Below are 17,262 nucleotides of genomic sequence, written 5' to 3'. Positions count from 1 at the left end.
ATAATCTGATTTACAACCCCGCTGATAACGAAAAAACAGGCGGATTTGGAACATCGAATATTCTAAAAATTTTCTACTTAAAAAACTAAAATTTAAAATAACTGTTAATCTGCTCTGTGGCAGCTGAGTAGGTCTTTTTTCCTCTTCTATCCCTTTCAAACACGAAATCCAACCGCCCTAAATTCACTCCGCCATACCCCACCTGGTTAATAAGTGTTTCGTTTCCGTTTAAGTTTTTAACCGAGTCCGGGACGTCTAAGAAGGTATGAGTATGCCCCCCAATTATGAGGTCAATATAGTGAGTATTTTTTGCAATCACCTTATCGGAAATCTTATTATTCCTGTAATCGTATCCTAAATGAGAAAGGCATATTACCAGATCGCATTTCTCTTCTTTTTTCAAAAAAGACTCTATTTCGAGAGCTTTCTTTAAGGGGTCAAGGTACCTCGTATTTCCGTACTGTTCTTTATTTACAATGCCAGAAAGTTCGATGCACAGGCCAAACACGCCGACCTTTAATCCGTCTTTTTTGAAGACCTGATAATCCTTGGTCTTTCCCCTTAAAATAGTATCAGTAAAATCATAATTACTCGTTAAAAACGGAAAGCTGGCATGAGGAAGCTGCTTATGAAAGCCCTCTATCCCATTATCAAACTCATGATTGCCCATGGTTCCGGCATCGTACCCCATCTTGCTCATCAGCTTCATCTCTAATTCGCCACCATAATAATTAAAGTATGGGGAGCCCTGGAAAAGATCGCCGGCATCAAACAGTAATACATTTTTCTCCTGCTGTCGTATCTTGTTTATCAAGGCAGAGCGTGGCGCTACTCCCCCGCGACCTGGAAACTTCTCATCGTCGAGCGGAAAAGGATCAATCCGGCTGTGAACATCGTTAGTATGAAGGATGGTAAGCTTCACAAAATCGGAAGCAGCGTAAAGGCTTTCGGAGTTTAAACCCAAAGCAAATAGTACAGAACCGGCTACCGTACCCTGAAGAAAGTTCCTTCTATTCATCAGCAATCACTTTATCACTTACTATGCGCCCGTCTATTTGAGGATTTATCTGGCTCTCTGTATTGTTGAGCTGAACCAAATACTCCATAAAAGCATTCCGCAGCTTAACGTTATAATCTTTCCTCTCAAGTGCTTTAAGATAGACAGATGCATTGTCGCCTCCATTCGCCAGATAGTCATTGGTGAGCACCGTATACGCTTTATCAAAATCCAATGTTTCTCCCTTTATCAATATTTTCGTGGCCCTCCCCTCCTCAATTTTGAACGATGCTCCGGAAATAGGATCTCCACCTAAACGAGCCATATATTGAAACAGGTCGAATACATCACTCCCTTTCATCTTTATTGACACCAGGTTATTTTCGAATGGCATTAGCTCAAAGATCTTATATGTTCTTATCGGCCCGGGCGGTAATGGCACCCGCAAGGTTTTATAATTGATATGCAAAAAATCGAAATCGATCTGATGTTTTTTGGCTATAGCAGCAAGCCCATCTGCCGCCAGGTTATTCAACCGGCCTTCGGGGCGACCACGTGTAATCTCTGTTGCCGTATTAGCAATTACAGCATTCATCTGAGAATCAATCTTCAATTTATACGGGTAATAAAAATTTAAGACGGAAGAATCTAAAGGCAAACTCCGGTCGATTAAATAAAGTCTCTCCTTCGAACTTACATATTTATAAGCTCCGGTACAGCTGCTTAGCGCCAGCACTCCAAGGAGAATAAAAAACTTCTTAATCTGTCTTAACCGCATCGAAACAAAGGTTATACTCAATATTCTCCAAACTCTGCCCGCAAGGTATCCGATATCTCTCCCAGGGTTGCATAGCATTCGACCGCATGAATTATGTGTGGCATCAGGTTATCAGAAGTCTGACTTGCCACTTTCAAGGCGCCCAGCGCGCCTGCAACCTCTTCATTATTACGGCTTGCTTTCAGGTTTTCGAGTTTTTTTATCTGATGCTCCCGGATAGAGTCGCTTACCCTAAAAAGCTCGAATTGTGTTTCACCTAGCTCTTTAAAACTATTTACACCCACGATCTTTTGATCGCCGCTTTCTACAGCTGTTTGATATTCATAGGCAGAACTTGCTATCTCGTTTTGGATGTATCCGGATTCTATAGCGGCAACAGCTCCGCCTAAAGCGTCAATTTTTTCAATATATTTCCAGGCTGCTTTCTCGATCTCGTCGGTTAATGACTCTACGAAATATGAGCCGGCTAAAGGATCGACGGTGTCGGTAACACCTGTTTCTAATGCGATTATCTGCTGAGTGCGTAGTGCAAGCTTGGCTGCGTCTTCTGTAGGCAGCGAAAATGCCTCGTCGTAACCATTGGTATGCAAAGATTGGGTTCCGCCTAACACTGCTGCGAGCGCCTGCGTTGATACCCGAACTACATTATTCAGGGGCTGCTGTGCCGTCAGAGTCGAGCCGCCGGTCTGTGTGTGAAATCTTAGCATTTGCGCCTTTTCGTCCGTGGCGCCAAGTTCTTTGGTAAGTGTTGCCCACATCCTGCGGGCGGCCCTGAATTTCCCTATCTCTTCAAAAAAATTGTTATGACAGTTGAAAAAGAAAGATAATCGCTTTGCGAAAATATTGATATCTAAACCTTTTTCGAGAGCTGCTTTCAGATAAGCCTTACCATTGGCTAAGGTAAAAGCCAGCTCCTGCACCGCCGTCGAACCTGCTTCCCGAATATGGTATCCGGAAATTGAAATTGTATTCCATTTCGGCACTTCCCTGCTACAATATTCAAAAACGTCGGTAATCAGGCGCATTGAAGGTTTAGGCGGATAGATATATGTCCCTCTGGCAGCGTACTCCTTTAAAATATCGTTTTGAATAGTTCCCGAAATCTTTTTAAGGTCGGCTCCCTGCTTCTTTGCCCGGGCAATATACATGGCCAGGAGGATTGAAGCGGTTGCATTGATGGTCATCGAAGTTGTAATCTTCTCCAAGTCGATGCCGTCGAACAATTCTTCCATATCCTGCAAAGAATCAATAGCAACGCCAACTTTACCTACTTCTCCTTCTGATAAAGAATGGCTGGAATCATATCCTATCTGTGTAGGCAGATCGAACGCTACCGACAAACCGGTAGTACCTTGCTTTAGCAGATAATGATAGCGCTTATTCGACTCTGCTGCGGTAGAAAAGCCGGCATATTGCCGCATCGTCCATAGCTTTCCGCGATACATATCTTTCCGGATACCCCGCGTAAAGGGAAATTCTCCCGGCAATTCCCGAAGATCTTTAGGTTCTGTATAAACTTCCTTTATCTCTATTCCGGATGTGGTCTTGTACTTCATGCTCATTAAAGGAAGCTTTTCGTCAATACGTGAAGACTAGACGAGAGGTTTAAAAAAAATGTTGCATATCATGCTTCAATAACATCAGGCCTGCATCGTAAGGATTTTCATCCAGGTTTGCCAAATGGGTTAAAATCACCTTGCTGAGCTCTACTGATGAGGCTTCGGGCGATAAACCCGCAGCGGTATTATTAATCAGACTGATGGTATCTTCTTTGATACGGTTTATTACAGCCCAGGCCTGGCTGCTTACATACAGTTGCTGGGTGATATTATGCTGGTGCTCGGTACGAATTTCAGATATTAAAAATTGCTGGATCTCTCGGACTGTCGTCCCGGCAACATGCACCCTGACCAACATATTGGATGGATTGATGCGCTCAATAAACAACGCCAATCGCTCGTAAGCTTGCAAGCGCAGGGGCAATGTAGTTTCAAGCGACGCCTTTTTCAAATCAAGCAGACCCGACTGATTTGCTTTCTGCAGCTCAGGTTTAATTATCTGCCAGGCAATATAAACCACTGCTGTTCCGGCGAGCACAAATTTTAAAACATCTATTATAAAGTTCGTTAAAGTATCCATTCTGGTATTTGTTAACTAAGAGTCAATATCTATTTAGCTTCAGCAAAAGTGGGCATTTTCACTTATATTTGTATATTAAACAAAAAAGAAATGAGCATGGATATAAGTATTTCAGCTATACCGGTTTCTTTTACAGAAGGAGCAAAAAAAGAACTTCATAAATTGAGAAGCCAACAAGAACTTGGTGAAGATTTCGGAGTGCGGGTAGGTGTTGAAGGGGGTGGCTGCTCTGGTATGAACTATGTATTAGGTTTCGACCAGAAAAAAGACGGAGATCAGGAGTTTGATATTGATGGGATAAAAGTATTTATGCATAAAGCGCATGGCCTATATTTAGCCGGAATGGAAATCGAATTTCAGGACGGATTAAATGCAAGAGGCTTTACGTTCAACAATCCGAATGCTAAGAGCACTTGTGGTTGCGGGACGTCTTTTGCAGTATAGATTAGTTTTAATGAGTATTGAAAAAACCCGCTGCAAAACAGCGGGTTTTTTTGTTTAGTAAATTGAGATATATCGAATGCATATCCTTCTATTTACCACATGATTATCAGGAAAAAGACACGGGAATTATCCCGGAAACATGTAAACAAGAAGCTAATCTTTAAACTCAGGAGGTTAGCCATAGTCTTTTTGATAATAAGTGTGATCATTATTTACAATATTTTATCCGGAGTTATTCACCCTCTGCTGGCTTTAGCGGGCATTCTCGCCGGCTATTGGATAGGCTGGCTGCTAGCCAGGTTCTCAAACATTCACTGGCATGAAGAAACTGGCAAAGTGATCTCCAAATGGAACAGGATCACAATTGTCATCCTAATCCTCTACCTAATCTTCACATTCTCTAAAACATGGGTTTTTGGCCATTGGCTACACGGGTCCATGTTAACTGCCTTTAGCTTTAGTCTGGCTTCAGGAATTATGACAGGAAGAATTATCTCTATCAGAAAGCAGATACGTGTCATTTTGAGAGAGCGCGGCTATTTGAAGGAGAAGTAGATTAAAGCATTTCGTTTTGCAACTGATACTCGGTAAGAAGCCTGGAGACATAAGGCATCGACAGAGATTTCAAAATCGCATCGGCATGCTTCATCCGATGTAAGTCACTCCCCAAAAAGTCAATTAAATAATGATCGACCATTTGTTCGGCTACTTTTTGAGTTTGCTTGCCGTAATGACCGGCCAGAGACAGTGTGTTTATCTGTAAATAACACCCCGAATCTTTAATGCGTTCGTAATTTTCTACAGAACCTGCCAAATAAGGATACCTTTCGGGATGGGCAAGGAGTGGCGTATATCCTTTCTGAAGTATCTTATCGATTACTTCGAACAGGTTTTTCGGATAGTTAATAAAGGACAGCTCGAATAACAAAAACTTATCACCCAGTGTCAAAACATCCCCTTTGTTAAGCTTATTTTCAAAAGTCTCGTCCAGGTAGTATTCAGCGGCAGCATTTACCTCTATATTGATATTCCTTTGCGATAATTCATCCCTTAATTGGTCGAGACCTTTCAGAATAGAATCGGAGGTATTACGGTAATAATCCGCCATGATATGTGGCGTCGTCAGCAGCTTTGTAAAGCCGAAATCCATCATCCTTTTTATAAGGCTGATGGATTCTTCGATATTTTGAGCGCCATCATCAATTCCCGGAATTAGATGCGAGTGAATATCTGTCTTAATCCGGGAAAAGTTGATTTCAGGAACTTTTTGTTGTTTCTTTCTGAACAGGTCAAACAGCATTATCGGTTATCGTAAAGCTCTTCGTAATAAGCCTGGTATTGCCCCGACGTTACATTGTTTAGCCACTCTTCATTAGACAGATACCAGTCGACGGTTTTCTCCAAACCTTCTTCGAACTGCAGGCTAGGGGTCCAGCCTAATTCTTTTTGCAGCTTAGTGGAGTCGATGGCATAGCGCAGATCGTGCCCTGCCCTATCGGTAACAAATGTGATTAATTTTTCAGATGTTCCTGCCTCACGATTGAGCTTGCGATCCATGATTCTGCATAGGGTATGGATCAGGTCGATATTTTTCCATTCATTATGGCCGCCAACATTGTAGGTTGTACCCGGAGCCGCATTATGAAAAATTACGTCAATTGCCCTTGCATGATCCTCAACCCATAACCAGTCGCGTATATTTTCCCCTTTACCGTAAACCGGAACCGGTTTATTATTTTTAATATTATTTATGGCAAGAGGAATAAGCTTCTCGGGAAAATGGTGTGAACCATAATTATTAGAGCAATTAGAGATGACAGCATTTAATCCATATGTATCCTGGTAAGCTCTAACAAAATGGTCTGAGCTGGCTTTTGACGCTGAATACGGACTATGTGGATCATAAGGAGTTTCTTCTGTAAACAGACCGTCTTCTCCTAACGTACCATAAACCTCATCGGTTGAGACATGGTAGAATCTATGACTGGCGTAATCATCCTTCCAAAGCTTTCGGGCGGCGTTAAGCAGATTTACAGTACCCACAACATTAGTCATCACAAAATCTATGGGGCTACTAATAGAGCGATCCACGTGCGATTCTGCAGCGAGATGTATTACACTGTCGAAATTTTCATGGTTAAATAGCTGGTCGATAAAGTCGGCGTCTACAATATCCCCTTTGACAAACCGATAGTTGGAACAGTGTTCTATATCTTTAAGATTGGCAAGATTACCGGCGTAAGTGAGTTTATCGAGATTGATTATCTGATAATCAGGGTAATTTTTAACAAAGCGCCGTACAACGTGAGAGCCTATAAATCCGGCTCCGCCAGTGATGAGAATTTTCTTCATTGGTACAAACTTGCCAAAAGTTTAGAACTTTTTACAAGTTATACTGAAAAACTTTCCAAAAGTCGCTGACCTTTGGAAAGTTCCCGATTTAAAATAGATTTTTATTTATGTATTCTTCCCAGGCCCAGGCAGACCTCATCATATCTTCTACACCAAGCTTTGCTTTCCAGCCTAATTCCTTTTCCGCCTTAGATACATCTCCCCATACTTTTTCGATGTCTCCCTCTCTGCGCGGACCAATTTTGTATTCAAGCTTTACGCCTGTGCTTTTTTCGAAAGCGTTTATAACTTCCAGTACACTGCTCCCTTTGCCAGTACCGATGTTAAAAATTTCGAATTTCGCAGGCATTTTTCCGGCTTCCTGACGACGCAGGGCAGCGATGTGTGCTTTAGCCAAATCGACTACATGGATATAATCGCGTACGCAACTTCCATCAGGAGTATTGTAGTCGTTTCCAAAAACAGTGATCGGACCACGTTTTCCGATAGCACTCTGGGTAATAAACGGAACCAGGTTTTGAGGGACTCCTATTGGCAACTCGCCGATAAGAGCAGACTCGTGAGCTCCAACCGGGTTGAAATATCGAAGGGATATTACCCGGTAGTTTTTGTTTGCATTTGCTGTTTCAAACAGCACCTCTTCGGCAATTTGTTTGGTGTTCCCGTAAGGGGATTCCGCTTTTTTCACAGGAGCCTCTTCTGTTACCGGTAAAACATCCGGTTGTCCGTACACCGTACAAGACGACGAAAACACAAAGTTCACTTCTCGTCCCGCGAAAGCGGTAAGAAGATTTATTAAAGAAAAGAAGTTATTTCTGTAATATTTTAAGGGTAGCTGAACCGACTCTCCAACCGCTTTGTGAGCAGCGAAATGGATTACCCCTGTGATATCAGGGTTATTTTTAATAAACTCCAGCGTTTTTGGTTCATCGCAGAGATCCAATTCCTGAAAGTCGGGTTTGATTCCGGTAATCTGCGTGATCTGATCGAGTATTTTGATGCTGGAATTATCCAGATTGTCTACGATGACCACCTCGTAGCCCGAATTTTGAAGTTCGACAACCGTGTGCGAACCAATATACCCTGTCCCTCCGGTTACTAAAATTTTACTCATTTTATTTTGTTGTATAACTCGAAAAATCTTTGTGTTCTATCTTTTCGATCACCTCTTTGGGGAGCGACTTAAAGTATTCGTATGTAATTTTTAAGCCCTCTGCCCGCGATACCTTTGGCTCCCAGCCCAGCAGAGATTTTGCCTTTGTTATATCCGGGCGGCGCTGTTTGGGATCATCCGTTGGAAGGGGTTTTGTGATCAGCTTTTGTGTCGTTCCGGTGAGTTTGATAATCTCTTCCCCAAATTGTTTGATCGTGATTTCATCAGGGTTGCCGATGTTTACCGGCTGAGCATAGTCTGAGTGTAGCAAACGATAAATTCCTTCAATTAAATCATCTACATAGCAGAATGACCGGGTTTGTGAACCGTCGCCGAACACGGTTAAGTCCTCCCCCCTGATAGCCTGGCCTATGAAAGCAGGCAATACCCGTCCGTCATTCAGTCGCATACGCGGACCATAGGTATTAAAGATGCGTACAATCCGGGTCTCAACGCCGTGGAAGGTATGATAGGCCATTGTGATCGCCTCCTGGAATCGCTTTGCTTCATCATAAACACCGCGGGGACCAACCGGATTTACATTTCCCCAATATTCTTCCGGCTGAGGATTTACGTTAGGATCTCCATAAACTTCTGAAGTAGAGGCAATCAGGATTCGCGCATTCTTATCCTTCGCAAGGCCAAGCAGATTATGAATCCCTAAAGAACCCACTTTAAGGGTTTGAATAGGGATTTTAAGATAGTCTATCGGACTTGCGGGAGAGGCGAAATGGAGAATGTAATCCAATTTCCCAGCTACATGAACAAATTTCGATACATCGTGATTATAAAACTCGAAGTTCTCGAGTTTAAAAAGATGTTCAATATTTCGCAAGTCGCCGGTAATGAGATTATCCATCGCAATAACGTGGTAATCTTCTTTTATAAAGCGGTCGCAAAGATGCGAACCAAGGAATCCGGCTGCGCCGGTAATAAGTATTCGTTTTCTTTCCATTATGCTTCTACAACTTTACGCCCAATACTGTTATAATAATATCCGCAATCAATCATTTTCTGTATGTCGTATAAGTTACGTCCGTCAAAAATGACTTTTGCTTTAAGGTTTTTTTCTATCCGGTCAAAGTCAGGTGTACGGAACAAAGGCCATTCGGTCACAATGATCAGGGCGTCTGCACCTTCCAGCGCTTCGTAAGGATCTTTTGCGTAGCCTATGGTATCACCTTTTAACTTACGAACGTTTGCAGTTGCCTCAGGATCGTATGCAACGATCGAGGCTCCGTCTTTCAGTAATTCGTCAATTATATATAAGGCCGGCGCTTCACGAATATCGTCGGTTTCTGGTTTAAAAGCTAAGCCCCAGAGCGCAAACTTTTTGCCTTTTAAATCGCCTTTATAATACTTGCGCATTTTTTCGACGATCACAACCTTTTGCTTTTCGTTAACTGCCATTACCGAATTCAGAATGCTAAAATCGTAATTCACTTCAGCAGCAGATTTAGCAAGCGCCTGTACATCTTTTGGGAAGCAACTACCACCATAACCTACACCTGGGAACAAAAAGCGTTTACCAATGCGGGCATCCGACCCAATTCCCTTACGCACCATGTCAACATCTGCGCCAACCAGTTCACACAAGTTTGCGACCTCGTTCATGAAGGTGATTTTAGTAGCAAGAAATGAGTTTGCAGCGTATTTGGTCAATTCAGAAGAGCGTTCATCCATAAAAATAATCGGATTACCCGAGCGGACATACGGATTGTACAATTCTTCCATCAGCTTTTTGGCTTTCTCGCTGCTGGTACCAACTACAACTCTGTCTGGCTTCATGAAATCTTCAACCGCCACACCTTCACGCAGAAACTCGGGATTAGATACTACATCTACCTCTATGCTGGTATTTTCGGCAAATACTTTCTTTACCTTGTCGGCAGTTCCCACTGGCACGGTAGATTTGGTAACCACAACTTTATAATCTTTTACAAGTTTGGCGATATCTTTCGCCGCGCCAAGAACAAAACTTAAGTCTGCGGCTCCGTCGGCTCCCGGAGGAGTTGGAAGCGCCAGGAATATAATTTTTGCATCGGCGATTGCTTCAGCCAATACGGTGGTAAACTTTAAACGTCCTTGTTCGATAGTACGGTGGAATAAAATCTCAAGGCCAGGTTCATAGATCGGAATCTGACCCTGTTGCATTTTATCGACTTTTTCCTGATTTATATCAACACAGGTTACAGTGTTACCTGTTTCTGCCAAACATGTACCCGTTACCAAGCCTACATATCCGGTACCTACAACAGCGATTTTCATTTGTATATAATTTGTTTTTTAGTGGTTATCCGCCAGTTAGCGGACGACGGTTTGATTTATATCTATTTTTATGGTATAATTTATTTACATAACACTAATTTCGACGAAGATAATTTTTTTGCAATTAAACATGCTGTTTCTTTACAACCTTGGCATTAGATTCTATCATTTTTTAATAATTATTTATCAGCACTTTAATCCCAAGGCACACTTATGGCTACAGGGCCGAAAAAACCTCTTTGAAAAAATCTCAAAGGAAGTTGACCCCAACTCTCCGTCTATCTGGTTTCACTTTGCTTCCCTAGGCGAGTTTGAACAGGGGCGACCTGTTGTCGAATGTGCTAAAGAGTCATATCCCGCGCATAAAATCATCATTACGTTTTTTTCCCCCTCGGGATACGAACTTAGAAAGAATTATAAAAAAGCCGACCATATTTTTTATCTCCCCTTAGATACAAATAAAAATGCGGAAAGGTTTGTACAACTTATAAATCCCTCACTGGCAATTTTTACAAAATATGAATTTTGGTACTATTTTTATAATGAACTAAATCAGAGAAACATCCCTTTGATTGTAATTTCTGCAATTTTCAGAGAATCGCAGCCCTTCTTTAAATGGTATGGAGGTCTAAACAGAAAGTTACTAAGTTTTGTGAATCATTTCTTTGTGCAGGACGAAAACAGCAAAAAATTATTATCCGGCATTAACATCCATTCAGTAACTGTCAGCGGTGATACCAGATTTGACCGTGTTGCCGAAAACGCCGGAAATCCGAAAACCTTCGATGAAGTGCAATCGTTTTGCGCAGATGCGAAAGTTTTTGTAGCGGGAAGCACCTGGCCGGAGGACGAAAAAATCATTGCAGCTCTTTTCGGTCAATATCCATCATGGAAATTTATCATCGCGCCCCACGAAATTAAAGAGGAGAAAATTAATTCTCTTATCGGAATGGCTGGTTCTTCTGTCAGATATTCTAGGCTTAAAAATACGACAGAAACAAATCCTCAGGTTTTGATCATAGACAACATCGGGATGCTGTCTGCGCTGTACCAATATGCAGATATTGCTTACATAGGCGGAGGCTTTGGTGTGGGTATTCACAATACTTTAGAAGCTGCGGCCTTTGGGGTACCTGTGATATTCGGACCAAATTATCAGAGATTCCGTGAGGCAAGGGCTTTAATTGAACGTCGGGCGGGATTCACTATAAAAAATGCAGCTGATTTAAATGCCATTATGATGAAGCTTCAGGAGCCGTCGGAACGAGGGCGTGCCGGCGAAATGGCCAAATTGTACGTTGAAACGGAAAAAGGAGCTACCGGTAAAATAATGGAATATATCAATATCCTTATTCACTAGGCTGAAGAATGCGATCGATCGGTTCTCCCAGAACAATGCCAGCCAGTGCTTCTATCCATTTCGGATGGTCGTTCAAACTTTCTACAAGCTGTACTTTTTCGCCGCCCCAGTTGCGAAATTCTTCATGGTATTCGCGGGATATCTCAAAATTGGTTTCCAGGCAGTCGGCTACAAACGCCGGACTGAATACCAGTAATCGCTTTGCACCTTTTTTCGCAAGATCTTCAAGAACTTCGATGGTATAGGGCTTCTTCCAGGGAGAATTCCCCAAACGCGACTGAAAGCAAACGGTGTACTTCTCTTTCGGAAGATTTAACTTTTCAGCTATCAGTCTGGCTGTATCATGTGATTGAGCGGAGTAACAAAAACGATTTACGTCGTTTAACCGGGCGCAGCAGTTTGGTGTCTGCAAGCAATATTTCCCGGAGTGATCGGCTTTTGTAAGTTGCCGTTCGGGTAGACCGTGAAAACTGAATAATATATGATCAAACGTTTCTGGCTGATACTTTCTGGCATTTTCGGCGAAAACTTCGATCATTCCATCGTTATCATGAAAAGAATTAACGAAAGAAATATTCGGAATAGTTTGCCACTTACTTACCAGCTCCATTATCTTTTGAATTACGGACCCTGTAGAGGCGGAAGCGTATTGAGGAAACATCGGGACCACACGAATACTCTCAACCTGCAGCTTTTTTAGCGATTCGAGTGCAGTTTTAAGAGAGGGGCTTTGGTAACGCATAGCAAGTTCAACTGCATATTTGTTTCCCAACTTATCCTGTAACATTTCCTTCTGTCTGATGCTGTAATAAAGCAGAGGAGAGCCGTTTTCAGTCCAAACCTCTTTATAAATTTTAGCAGACTTCGGTCCCCGAAAAGGAACAATTATCCCTTTTACCAAAAGGGTGCGATTAACCGGGTTAATATCAATAACCCTTTCATCCATCAAGAACTCATCAAGATATTTTCGGACGTCAGAAACTGATGGACTGTCGGGCGTGCCCAGATTAACCAATAAAACCCCTTGCTTTCTCATTTATAATTTTTGGTTTGCAAATATAGAGCTGGAAAAATTTACTTGTTTATCCAGCACAGGTTTTGACGTAAAGAATACAATTATTTTGCCTGCCATAAGCGCCACCAGGGAACACCTGGCGAATCATGGTGCTCATAATGGTAACCAAAAAAATAGCAGCTAAAAAATGCTTTCAGGTGATTTTTGCTTTGCGACCGCGACTGATGAAGATTATCATGAGCCCCATGATGCGGAAGCCAGGTACCGAAGTAAAAAAGTTGCAACGTGCTGAGTAAAGAAGGCAACACCCAAAAAACGAGCAGATTGGACTCTTCGACCCAGAACTTTAGAAAATTATAAATAAGCGCCATAGCTAGAATCTGCCAGAAGGAGATATATTCCTTCAAGAACTTAAAATACCATGAGAGAAAGTTCCCCTCGTGAAAATCCGGATCATTTTCTGTATGAACATGCTGGTGGTGTTGGTGATGCTTTTTATTAAGTTTAGCAAAAGAAAACGAAGCGTACAAGGCTGTACAAAGCTGTCCGATGAAGAAATTCGTTCTCGCAGAAGACGATACCGTGCCATGCATAGCATCATGTGCCGTAATAAAAAGCCCTGTATACAGATGCATCTGTACAAGAACCATCAAATATGTAAGTGGATTTGACCAGGAAAAATCCCATGTAAGAAGCGAATACAAAGAGATACTCCAGCTTGATATTACCAGGAAAGCAATCAGAACACCTGCATTCGACCGGGTTTTCATAGGCATTAAATAAAGCTTGTTAGAGCTTTTAACGAATCAATAGGCTTCGAGTGCTGCTTTTACTTTTTCCATCAGCCACATTGGAGTTGATGTAGCTCCGCAAATGCCGATTTTCTCGTTTGGGCTAAACACTATCTCGGTAAGCTCATCGACCTGAGAAATAAAAAAGGTATGAGGATTATACTTTTTACACACCTCATACAGCACCTTCCCGTTGGATGACTTCTTTCCGGATACAAAAATTATCTTATCGAAATTCTGAACAAATTTCTCGAGGTCTGAATAGCGGTTGGAGACCTGGCGGCAAATAGTATCATTCGCTTTCAGCTCATATCCTCTGCTTATCAACTCGTCTTTTATCTGGTAGAATTTATCGGTACTTTTAGTGGTTTGGCTATATAGAGTGATCTGTTGTGGCAACTCAAGCGCATCCAGCTCTGCAATATCCTGGAAAACAATAGCTTCATTATTCGTTTGTCCCTGCAAGCCAACTACCTCTGCATGACCATGCTTTCCAAATATTAATATTTTCTCGTTATCGTCGTAAGAATTTTTTATACGATTCTGCAGCTTAAGTACCACCGGACAAGAGGCATCAATCAAGGTGATATTATTTTCGAGCGCCGTGCGATACGTTTCGGGGGCCTCGCCGTGTGCACGGATCAAAACCTTTTCATTCTGCAAATTCTTCAGATCATCATGATTAATGATCCTTAATCCCAATAATTTTAAGCGCTCTACCTCTTCGTCATTATGTACGATATCCCCAAGGCAATATAAATAACCGTCTTCTTCCAGAATCTCTTCGGCCATGTCAATCGCGTACACTACTCCGAAACAAAAACCCGAATCCCTGTCGATCGTTACCTGAAGGTTATAACTCATAATTGTGCAATACAAAAATAGCGAAAATGTTTTTAAACCGTTTTGATGTTTAACAGGAAGAAAAAGATAAACTGCACCACAAAAAGAATAACCGCAGCAAAGTTTGTTTTATGAAATTTCATCAGAAAAAAGAACCGCAGCATAATGTAGGAAAAAATAAACCAGCCTACATAATTCTGAAATGGCACCTCGAAGTTCTCCCAGCTCCAATAGTCGAATTTAATTGCTACGGGCTCTATTAACACATCGAGAGTTGTGATTAAAAGCGCTCCAACTAATGCCCGTATAATATGGTTTTTAATTTTAAACTCCTTCATGAATACGCCGGTAGAATAAATAACCAGGATCCAGTTCACTCCTATCAGCAAAGGAATATCGGCAAACTTGGGCCCCAGGGTTGTACCATAGGTGTAATTTCCAAAAATAGCTCCGGTATTTACTCCTAAAAGTTCGATTACAAAGCCAGCCGTATAAGCAGCAAGAAGGAAAGTCCAGAAATATTTATTCCGGTCGTGATGACTTATAATCATCAATCCCAACATCAGCAATAAATGAAAGGGAACCAGCCTTTTAAAAAGGATAACATACTCGGGATGTAGAAAGCCCCAAAGGCCTACAGCGTGAAACAATACAACCAGAAACGCACAAACATATGTGGAAGCGATTTTCATGATCTGATTATTCGTCCTTTCCAGTTAACGGTCTTTGAAAGGTATCGTTTTATAGATATGGCTGAAATCAACACGAGCGAAAACATCTGAAGCGGATGCAGAACGATATTCCAGAATACATTCTGGCCGCTTGCCAGGGAAATCATTATTCTTGTTAAAATTATTAAACTAATCGCAAAAAACAACAAGGCATAATTAAGAAACAATGCGATAAAGATCGGCCCGACTATTATGAGCAACAGATAACAGATTAGTCCCGCAATATTATACCGGAATCCTGCCAGGAGGTTTTTACTAAAGCCATTTATGGCCTGCGTGAACCCGGAATACATGCGGCATGAGATGTATCCATTTGCCAGCAGGGTTTCGGAGGGATATTGATAAGCCTTTACCAGTTTCATTATTTCAATATCCTCAACAACTTTATCCTTAACCTGGGCATGCCATTGATGCGCCTGATACAGGGATGATTCAAAAAGCATAAACTGGCCGCTGGCGGCCGAAAACGCCGGATTAGTAGACAGTCGTACCAATCGCAGAGGCAATGAATTTAACAATAAAAAATGCATTAAAGGAACCACCATCCGCTCGCCCAGGCCAGGCATTAACTGGTTCGTGAATAAACTTAGGAGCGCTAACTTTCCTTGTTTCATTCTATGAAGCGAACTATTTATAAGTCCGCTCGCAATTACTTCATCCGCATCTAAAAACAACAGATAGTTTCCTTTGGCAGCTTCCGCGAGCTGGTGGCAGGCAAAACTTTTACCAAGCCATCCCTCCGGCAGATCTAAGCCACGGAGAACCCGAAATCTCGGATCGCCGACAGTAAAATCGGCGCATATTGTATAGGTTTCATCAGAAGAATCATCATCCAGAATAATCACTTCGATGTTTTGATAATCTTGCAATTTGATAGATTCTAACAGGTTTAGAATATTATCGGCTTCGTTTCTTGCGGGGATAAGAATAGACACCAAATCGGTGTAATTCACCGGAGAGGGAGGAAGTTTTGGATTTGAAATAAAATTAAAAATCGTTACGGCAAATCTTATGATAAGAAAGAAAAATACCACATAAAATATCAGCATTTATTAAATCGTGACTTGGTTATGCTCTTGCCGTGAGGTTTCGTAATGTTTGTTATATGCATCTTTAATTAACTGCAGACTTGTAAATTCAGCACCTTCCCAGGTGTTAAGGTAACAGGTTACAGAAGGTTTTCGTTTTTCGAAATAATCAACGAATGAAGCTGCAAAAAGGTATTGAAAGTTTCTTTTGGAAAAACTGATCAGTTGCATCAGGCCTTTCTCAAATACTACTTCATTTACGTGGTTCGAATAAAGTTTCCCCTGCGGGAAGATGAGCACAAGGTTCTCCGGATGGTCAAGAAGTTCACCCGCATATTCAAGAGAATGGAATACATTTCTGGAGTTTCTCTTCACCGGAAAAGCTCCCAGATATTTCAAAAACGCTACTTTATTATAGTTTTCTTCGGTAACCATCACATGGAAGTTCTTTTTAAAAAACAGCCTGTTAGCCTGAAACATCAAAAAACCATCCCACCAGGAAAAATGATTTGCGAGAAGCAAGACAGACCGGGATTGATCCAGAGTAAGTTTATTGAAAGAGAAGGAATTGAAATGCCTTGCAATAATCCGATCAATGTACCAGTTGAAAAATGTGACGATCAGCTTTTTAATCATTCGATCTATCAGAAACTTTCAAACTTCTCCCAAAACCCGTCCCTGGGTAAGGGTGCGGAGATATCTACAGGTTCTTTCTTTACCGGATGGACAAACTGCAGTCTCTTGGCATGAAGACAGATGCTTTTCTTTAAGCTACCTCTGGGATATCCATATTTATTATCGCCAACTATAGGGCAACCCAAGGTTGACAGCTGCACCCGGATCTGGTGAGGCCGGCCTGTTATCGGATCAACTTCAATGAGGTAATAACCGTTTAACTCTCCTATCAGTTTGTAGTTCAGTTCAGAGCGAAGGCTGCCTGCAACTTCATTATCGTGGGCTTTGGTGACGTTCTTCTGTGGATTTTTCACCAGCCAATGTACCAGGTTTCCACTCTCAGGAACAGGACGCTGCCGTACGACCGCCCAATAGGTTTTGTGCATTTCGCGGCCTTTAAACATCGCATTGATCCGATCGAGCGCCTTGCTGGTCTTTGCAAAAAGTATTACTCCGCTCACCGGCCTGTCTAATCTGTGAACCACTCCCAAAAAAGCGCCATTAGGCTTGCTGTATTTTTTTGCCAGATATTTCTTAACCTTTTCGTCAAGCGACTCGTCACCAGTATCATCAACCTGCACAATATCCCCGGCGCGCTTGTTTATCGCTATCAAATGATTATCCTCATAAAGAATATCCTTGTCGGTTATATCAGAACTTATATAACGGAACTGTTGTCTCATAATCT

General features: G+C 41.9%; 19 protein-coding genes. 3 read left to right on the top strand and 16 right to left on the bottom strand.

The window, feature by feature from the left end:
- Positions 1-85 precede the first annotated feature (85 nt).
- The 4 genes from J3P43_RS05685 to J3P43_RS05670 are packed head-to-tail and all read right to left on the bottom strand — an operon-like array spanning position 86 to position 3,914.
- Entirely contained in the window at positions 86-1,018 is a 933-nt protein-coding gene (locus J3P43_RS05685; RefSeq protein ID WP_255900131.1) for a bifunctional metallophosphatase/5'-nucleotidase, read from the bottom strand.
- Entirely contained in the window at positions 1,011-1,775 is a 765-nt protein-coding gene (locus J3P43_RS05680) for a 5'-nucleotidase C-terminal domain-containing protein (RefSeq protein ID WP_255900129.1), read from the bottom strand. Before J3P43_RS05680 ends, J3P43_RS05685 begins: the two co-directional genes overlap by 8 nt.
- Before the next feature lie 17 nt (positions 1,776-1,792).
- A complete protein-coding gene (locus tag J3P43_RS05675; RefSeq protein WP_255900127.1) occupies positions 1,793-3,331 on the bottom strand; it encodes an acyl-CoA mutase large subunit family protein in 1,539 nt (512 codons plus the stop codon).
- Positions 3,332-3,380: 49 nt separating this feature from the next.
- Positions 3,381-3,914 (bottom strand): DUF7935 family protein, encoded by a 534-nt coding sequence (locus J3P43_RS05670; RefSeq protein WP_255900125.1) that lies wholly within the window; start codon positions 3,912-3,914, stop codon positions 3,381-3,383.
- Between the two features lie 90 nt (positions 3,915-4,004).
- Between J3P43_RS05670 and J3P43_RS05665 the strand changes: the two genes are divergently transcribed.
- Positions 4,005-4,358, top strand: a complete 354-nt coding sequence (locus J3P43_RS05665) for a HesB/IscA family protein (RefSeq protein ID WP_255900123.1) — start codon at positions 4,005-4,007, stop codon at positions 4,356-4,358.
- Between the two features lie 99 nt (positions 4,359-4,457).
- Positions 4,458-4,913 carry a hypothetical protein gene (locus J3P43_RS05660; protein ID WP_255900121.1) on the top strand — a complete coding sequence of 152 codons (456 nt, stop codon included), beginning with the start codon at positions 4,458-4,460 and terminating at the stop codon, positions 4,911-4,913.
- A 1-nt stretch (position 4,914) separates the two neighbouring features.
- Here J3P43_RS05660 and J3P43_RS05655 read toward each other — a convergent pair whose 3' ends face one another.
- The 5 genes from J3P43_RS05655 to J3P43_RS05635 all read right to left on the bottom strand — a co-directional run bounded on the left by J3P43_RS05655 (position 4,915) and on the right by J3P43_RS05635 (position 10,131).
- Positions 4,915-5,658 (bottom strand): tyrosine-protein phosphatase, encoded by a 744-nt coding sequence (locus J3P43_RS05655; RefSeq protein ID WP_255900119.1) that lies wholly within the window; start codon positions 5,656-5,658, stop codon positions 4,915-4,917.
- Complete coding sequence (rfbB, locus tag J3P43_RS05650) at positions 5,658-6,710, bottom strand: dTDP-glucose 4,6-dehydratase (protein WP_255900117.1); 1,053 nt, start codon at positions 6,708-6,710, stop codon at positions 5,658-5,660. The genes J3P43_RS05655 and rfbB overlap by 1 nt, the downstream gene beginning before the upstream one ends.
- Positions 6,711-6,798: 88 nt before the next feature.
- Positions 6,799-7,824 carry a UDP-glucose 4-epimerase GalE gene (gene galE, locus J3P43_RS05645; protein ID WP_255900115.1) on the bottom strand — a complete coding sequence of 342 codons (1,026 nt, stop codon included), beginning with the start codon at positions 7,822-7,824 and terminating at the stop codon, positions 6,799-6,801.
- A 1-nt stretch (position 7,825) separates the two neighbouring features.
- Positions 7,826-8,818 (bottom strand): UDP-glucuronic acid decarboxylase family protein, encoded by a 993-nt coding sequence (locus J3P43_RS05640; RefSeq protein WP_255900113.1) that lies wholly within the window; start codon positions 8,816-8,818, stop codon positions 7,826-7,828.
- A complete protein-coding gene (locus J3P43_RS05635) occupies positions 8,818-10,131 on the bottom strand; it encodes a UDP-glucose dehydrogenase family protein (RefSeq protein WP_255900112.1) in 1,314 nt (437 codons plus the stop codon). Before J3P43_RS05635 ends, J3P43_RS05640 begins: the two co-directional genes overlap by 1 nt.
- A 130-nt stretch (positions 10,132-10,261) precedes the next feature.
- On the opposite strand from J3P43_RS05635, the gene J3P43_RS05630 reads away from it, so the two are divergent.
- Entirely contained in the window at positions 10,262-11,491 is a 1,230-nt protein-coding gene (locus J3P43_RS05630) for a 3-deoxy-D-manno-octulosonic acid transferase (RefSeq protein ID WP_255900110.1), read from the top strand.
- Here the strand turns inward: J3P43_RS05630 and hemH are convergent.
- From hemH to J3P43_RS05595, 7 genes are all read right to left on the bottom strand, one after another.
- Positions 11,481-12,527, bottom strand: coding sequence for a ferrochelatase (hemH, locus tag J3P43_RS05625; protein ID WP_255900109.1), 1,047 nt, complete (start codon positions 12,525-12,527; stop codon positions 11,481-11,483). The genes J3P43_RS05630 and hemH overlap by 11 nt on opposite strands.
- A gap of 80 nt (positions 12,528-12,607) precedes the next feature.
- On the bottom strand, positions 12,608-13,276 hold the full coding sequence (locus J3P43_RS05620; RefSeq protein ID WP_255900107.1) for a fatty acid desaturase: 669 nt from the start codon (positions 13,274-13,276) through the stop codon (positions 12,608-12,610).
- A 36-nt stretch (positions 13,277-13,312) separates the two neighbouring features.
- The gene (locus tag J3P43_RS05615) at positions 13,313-14,161 is read right to left on the bottom strand and encodes a 4-hydroxy-3-methylbut-2-enyl diphosphate reductase (protein WP_255900104.1); all 849 of its coding nucleotides are present in this window, start codon (positions 14,159-14,161) and stop codon (positions 13,313-13,315) included.
- Positions 14,162-14,193: 32 nt separating this feature from the next.
- The gene (locus J3P43_RS05610) at positions 14,194-14,832 is read right to left on the bottom strand and encodes a carotenoid biosynthesis protein (protein WP_255900102.1); all 639 of its coding nucleotides are present in this window, start codon (positions 14,830-14,832) and stop codon (positions 14,194-14,196) included.
- The gene (locus tag J3P43_RS05605; protein ID WP_255900100.1) at positions 14,829-15,920 is read right to left on the bottom strand and encodes a glycosyltransferase family 2 protein; all 1,092 of its coding nucleotides are present in this window, start codon (positions 15,918-15,920) and stop codon (positions 14,829-14,831) included. The genes J3P43_RS05610 and J3P43_RS05605 overlap by 4 nt, the downstream gene beginning before the upstream one ends.
- Before the next feature lie 3 nt (positions 15,921-15,923).
- Positions 15,924-16,535, bottom strand: a complete 612-nt coding sequence (locus J3P43_RS05600) for a 1-acyl-sn-glycerol-3-phosphate acyltransferase (RefSeq protein ID WP_255900098.1) — start codon at positions 16,533-16,535, stop codon at positions 15,924-15,926.
- Between the two features lie 8 nt (positions 16,536-16,543).
- Complete coding sequence (locus J3P43_RS05595; protein WP_255900096.1) at positions 16,544-17,257, bottom strand: RluA family pseudouridine synthase; 714 nt, start codon at positions 17,255-17,257, stop codon at positions 16,544-16,546.
- Positions 17,258-17,262: the final 5 nt, after the last annotated feature.

The organism is Paradesertivirga mongoliensis (genome assembly GCF_024436395.1).
In the GTDB taxonomy this organism is placed as follows: Bacteria; Bacteroidota; Bacteroidia; order Sphingobacteriales; family Sphingobacteriaceae; genus Paradesertivirga; species Paradesertivirga mongoliensis.
This window is presented reverse-complemented; position numbering and strand designations above follow the sequence as displayed.

Coding starts and splice junctions, on each gene's coding strand:
- J3P43_RS05605 (WP_255900100.1), bottom strand. CDS start 15,920: ATGCTGATATTTTATGTGGTATTTTTCTTTCTTATCATAAGATTTGCC.
- J3P43_RS05665 (WP_255900123.1), top strand. CDS start 4,005: ATGAGCATGGATATAAGTATTTCAGCTATACCGGTTTCTTTTACAGAA.
- J3P43_RS05615 (WP_255900104.1), bottom strand. CDS start 14,161: ATGAGTTATAACCTTCAGGTAACGATCGACAGGGATTCGGGTTTTTGT.
- J3P43_RS05600 (WP_255900098.1), bottom strand. CDS start 16,535: ATGATTAAAAAGCTGATCGTCACATTTTTCAACTGGTACATTGATCGG.
- J3P43_RS05655 (WP_255900119.1), bottom strand. CDS start 5,658: ATGCTGTTTGACCTGTTCAGAAAGAAACAACAAAAAGTTCCTGAAATC.
- galE (WP_255900115.1), bottom strand. CDS start 7,824: ATGAGTAAAATTTTAGTAACCGGAGGGACAGGGTATATTGGTTCGCAC.
- J3P43_RS05670 (WP_255900125.1), bottom strand. CDS start 3,914: ATGGATACTTTAACGAACTTTATAATAGATGTTTTAAAATTTGTGCTC.
- J3P43_RS05685 (WP_255900131.1), bottom strand. CDS start 1,018: ATGAATAGAAGGAACTTTCTTCAGGGTACGGTAGCCGGTTCTGTACTA.
- J3P43_RS05660 (WP_255900121.1), top strand. CDS start 4,458: ATGATTATCAGGAAAAAGACACGGGAATTATCCCGGAAACATGTAAAC.
- J3P43_RS05595 (WP_255900096.1), bottom strand. CDS start 17,257: ATGAGACAACAGTTCCGTTATATAAGTTCTGATATAACCGACAAGGAT.
- J3P43_RS05630 (WP_255900110.1), top strand. CDS start 10,262: ATGCTGTTTCTTTACAACCTTGGCATTAGATTCTATCATTTTTTAATA.
- J3P43_RS05680 (WP_255900129.1), bottom strand. CDS start 1,775: ATGCGGTTAAGACAGATTAAGAAGTTTTTTATTCTCCTTGGAGTGCTG.
- J3P43_RS05635 (WP_255900112.1), bottom strand. CDS start 10,131: ATGAAAATCGCTGTTGTAGGTACCGGATATGTAGGCTTGGTAACGGGT.
- hemH (WP_255900109.1), bottom strand. CDS start 12,527: ATGAGAAAGCAAGGGGTTTTATTGGTTAATCTGGGCACGCCCGACAGT.
- rfbB (WP_255900117.1), bottom strand. CDS start 6,710: ATGAAGAAAATTCTCATCACTGGCGGAGCCGGATTTATAGGCTCTCAC.
- J3P43_RS05610 (WP_255900102.1), bottom strand. CDS start 14,832: ATGAAAATCGCTTCCACATATGTTTGTGCGTTTCTGGTTGTATTGTTT.
- J3P43_RS05620 (WP_255900107.1), bottom strand. CDS start 13,276: ATGAAAACCCGGTCGAATGCAGGTGTTCTGATTGCTTTCCTGGTAATA.
- J3P43_RS05675 (WP_255900127.1), bottom strand. CDS start 3,331: ATGAAGTACAAGACCACATCCGGAATAGAGATAAAGGAAGTTTATACA.
- J3P43_RS05640 (WP_255900113.1), bottom strand. CDS start 8,818: ATGGAAAGAAAACGAATACTTATTACCGGCGCAGCCGGATTCCTTGGT.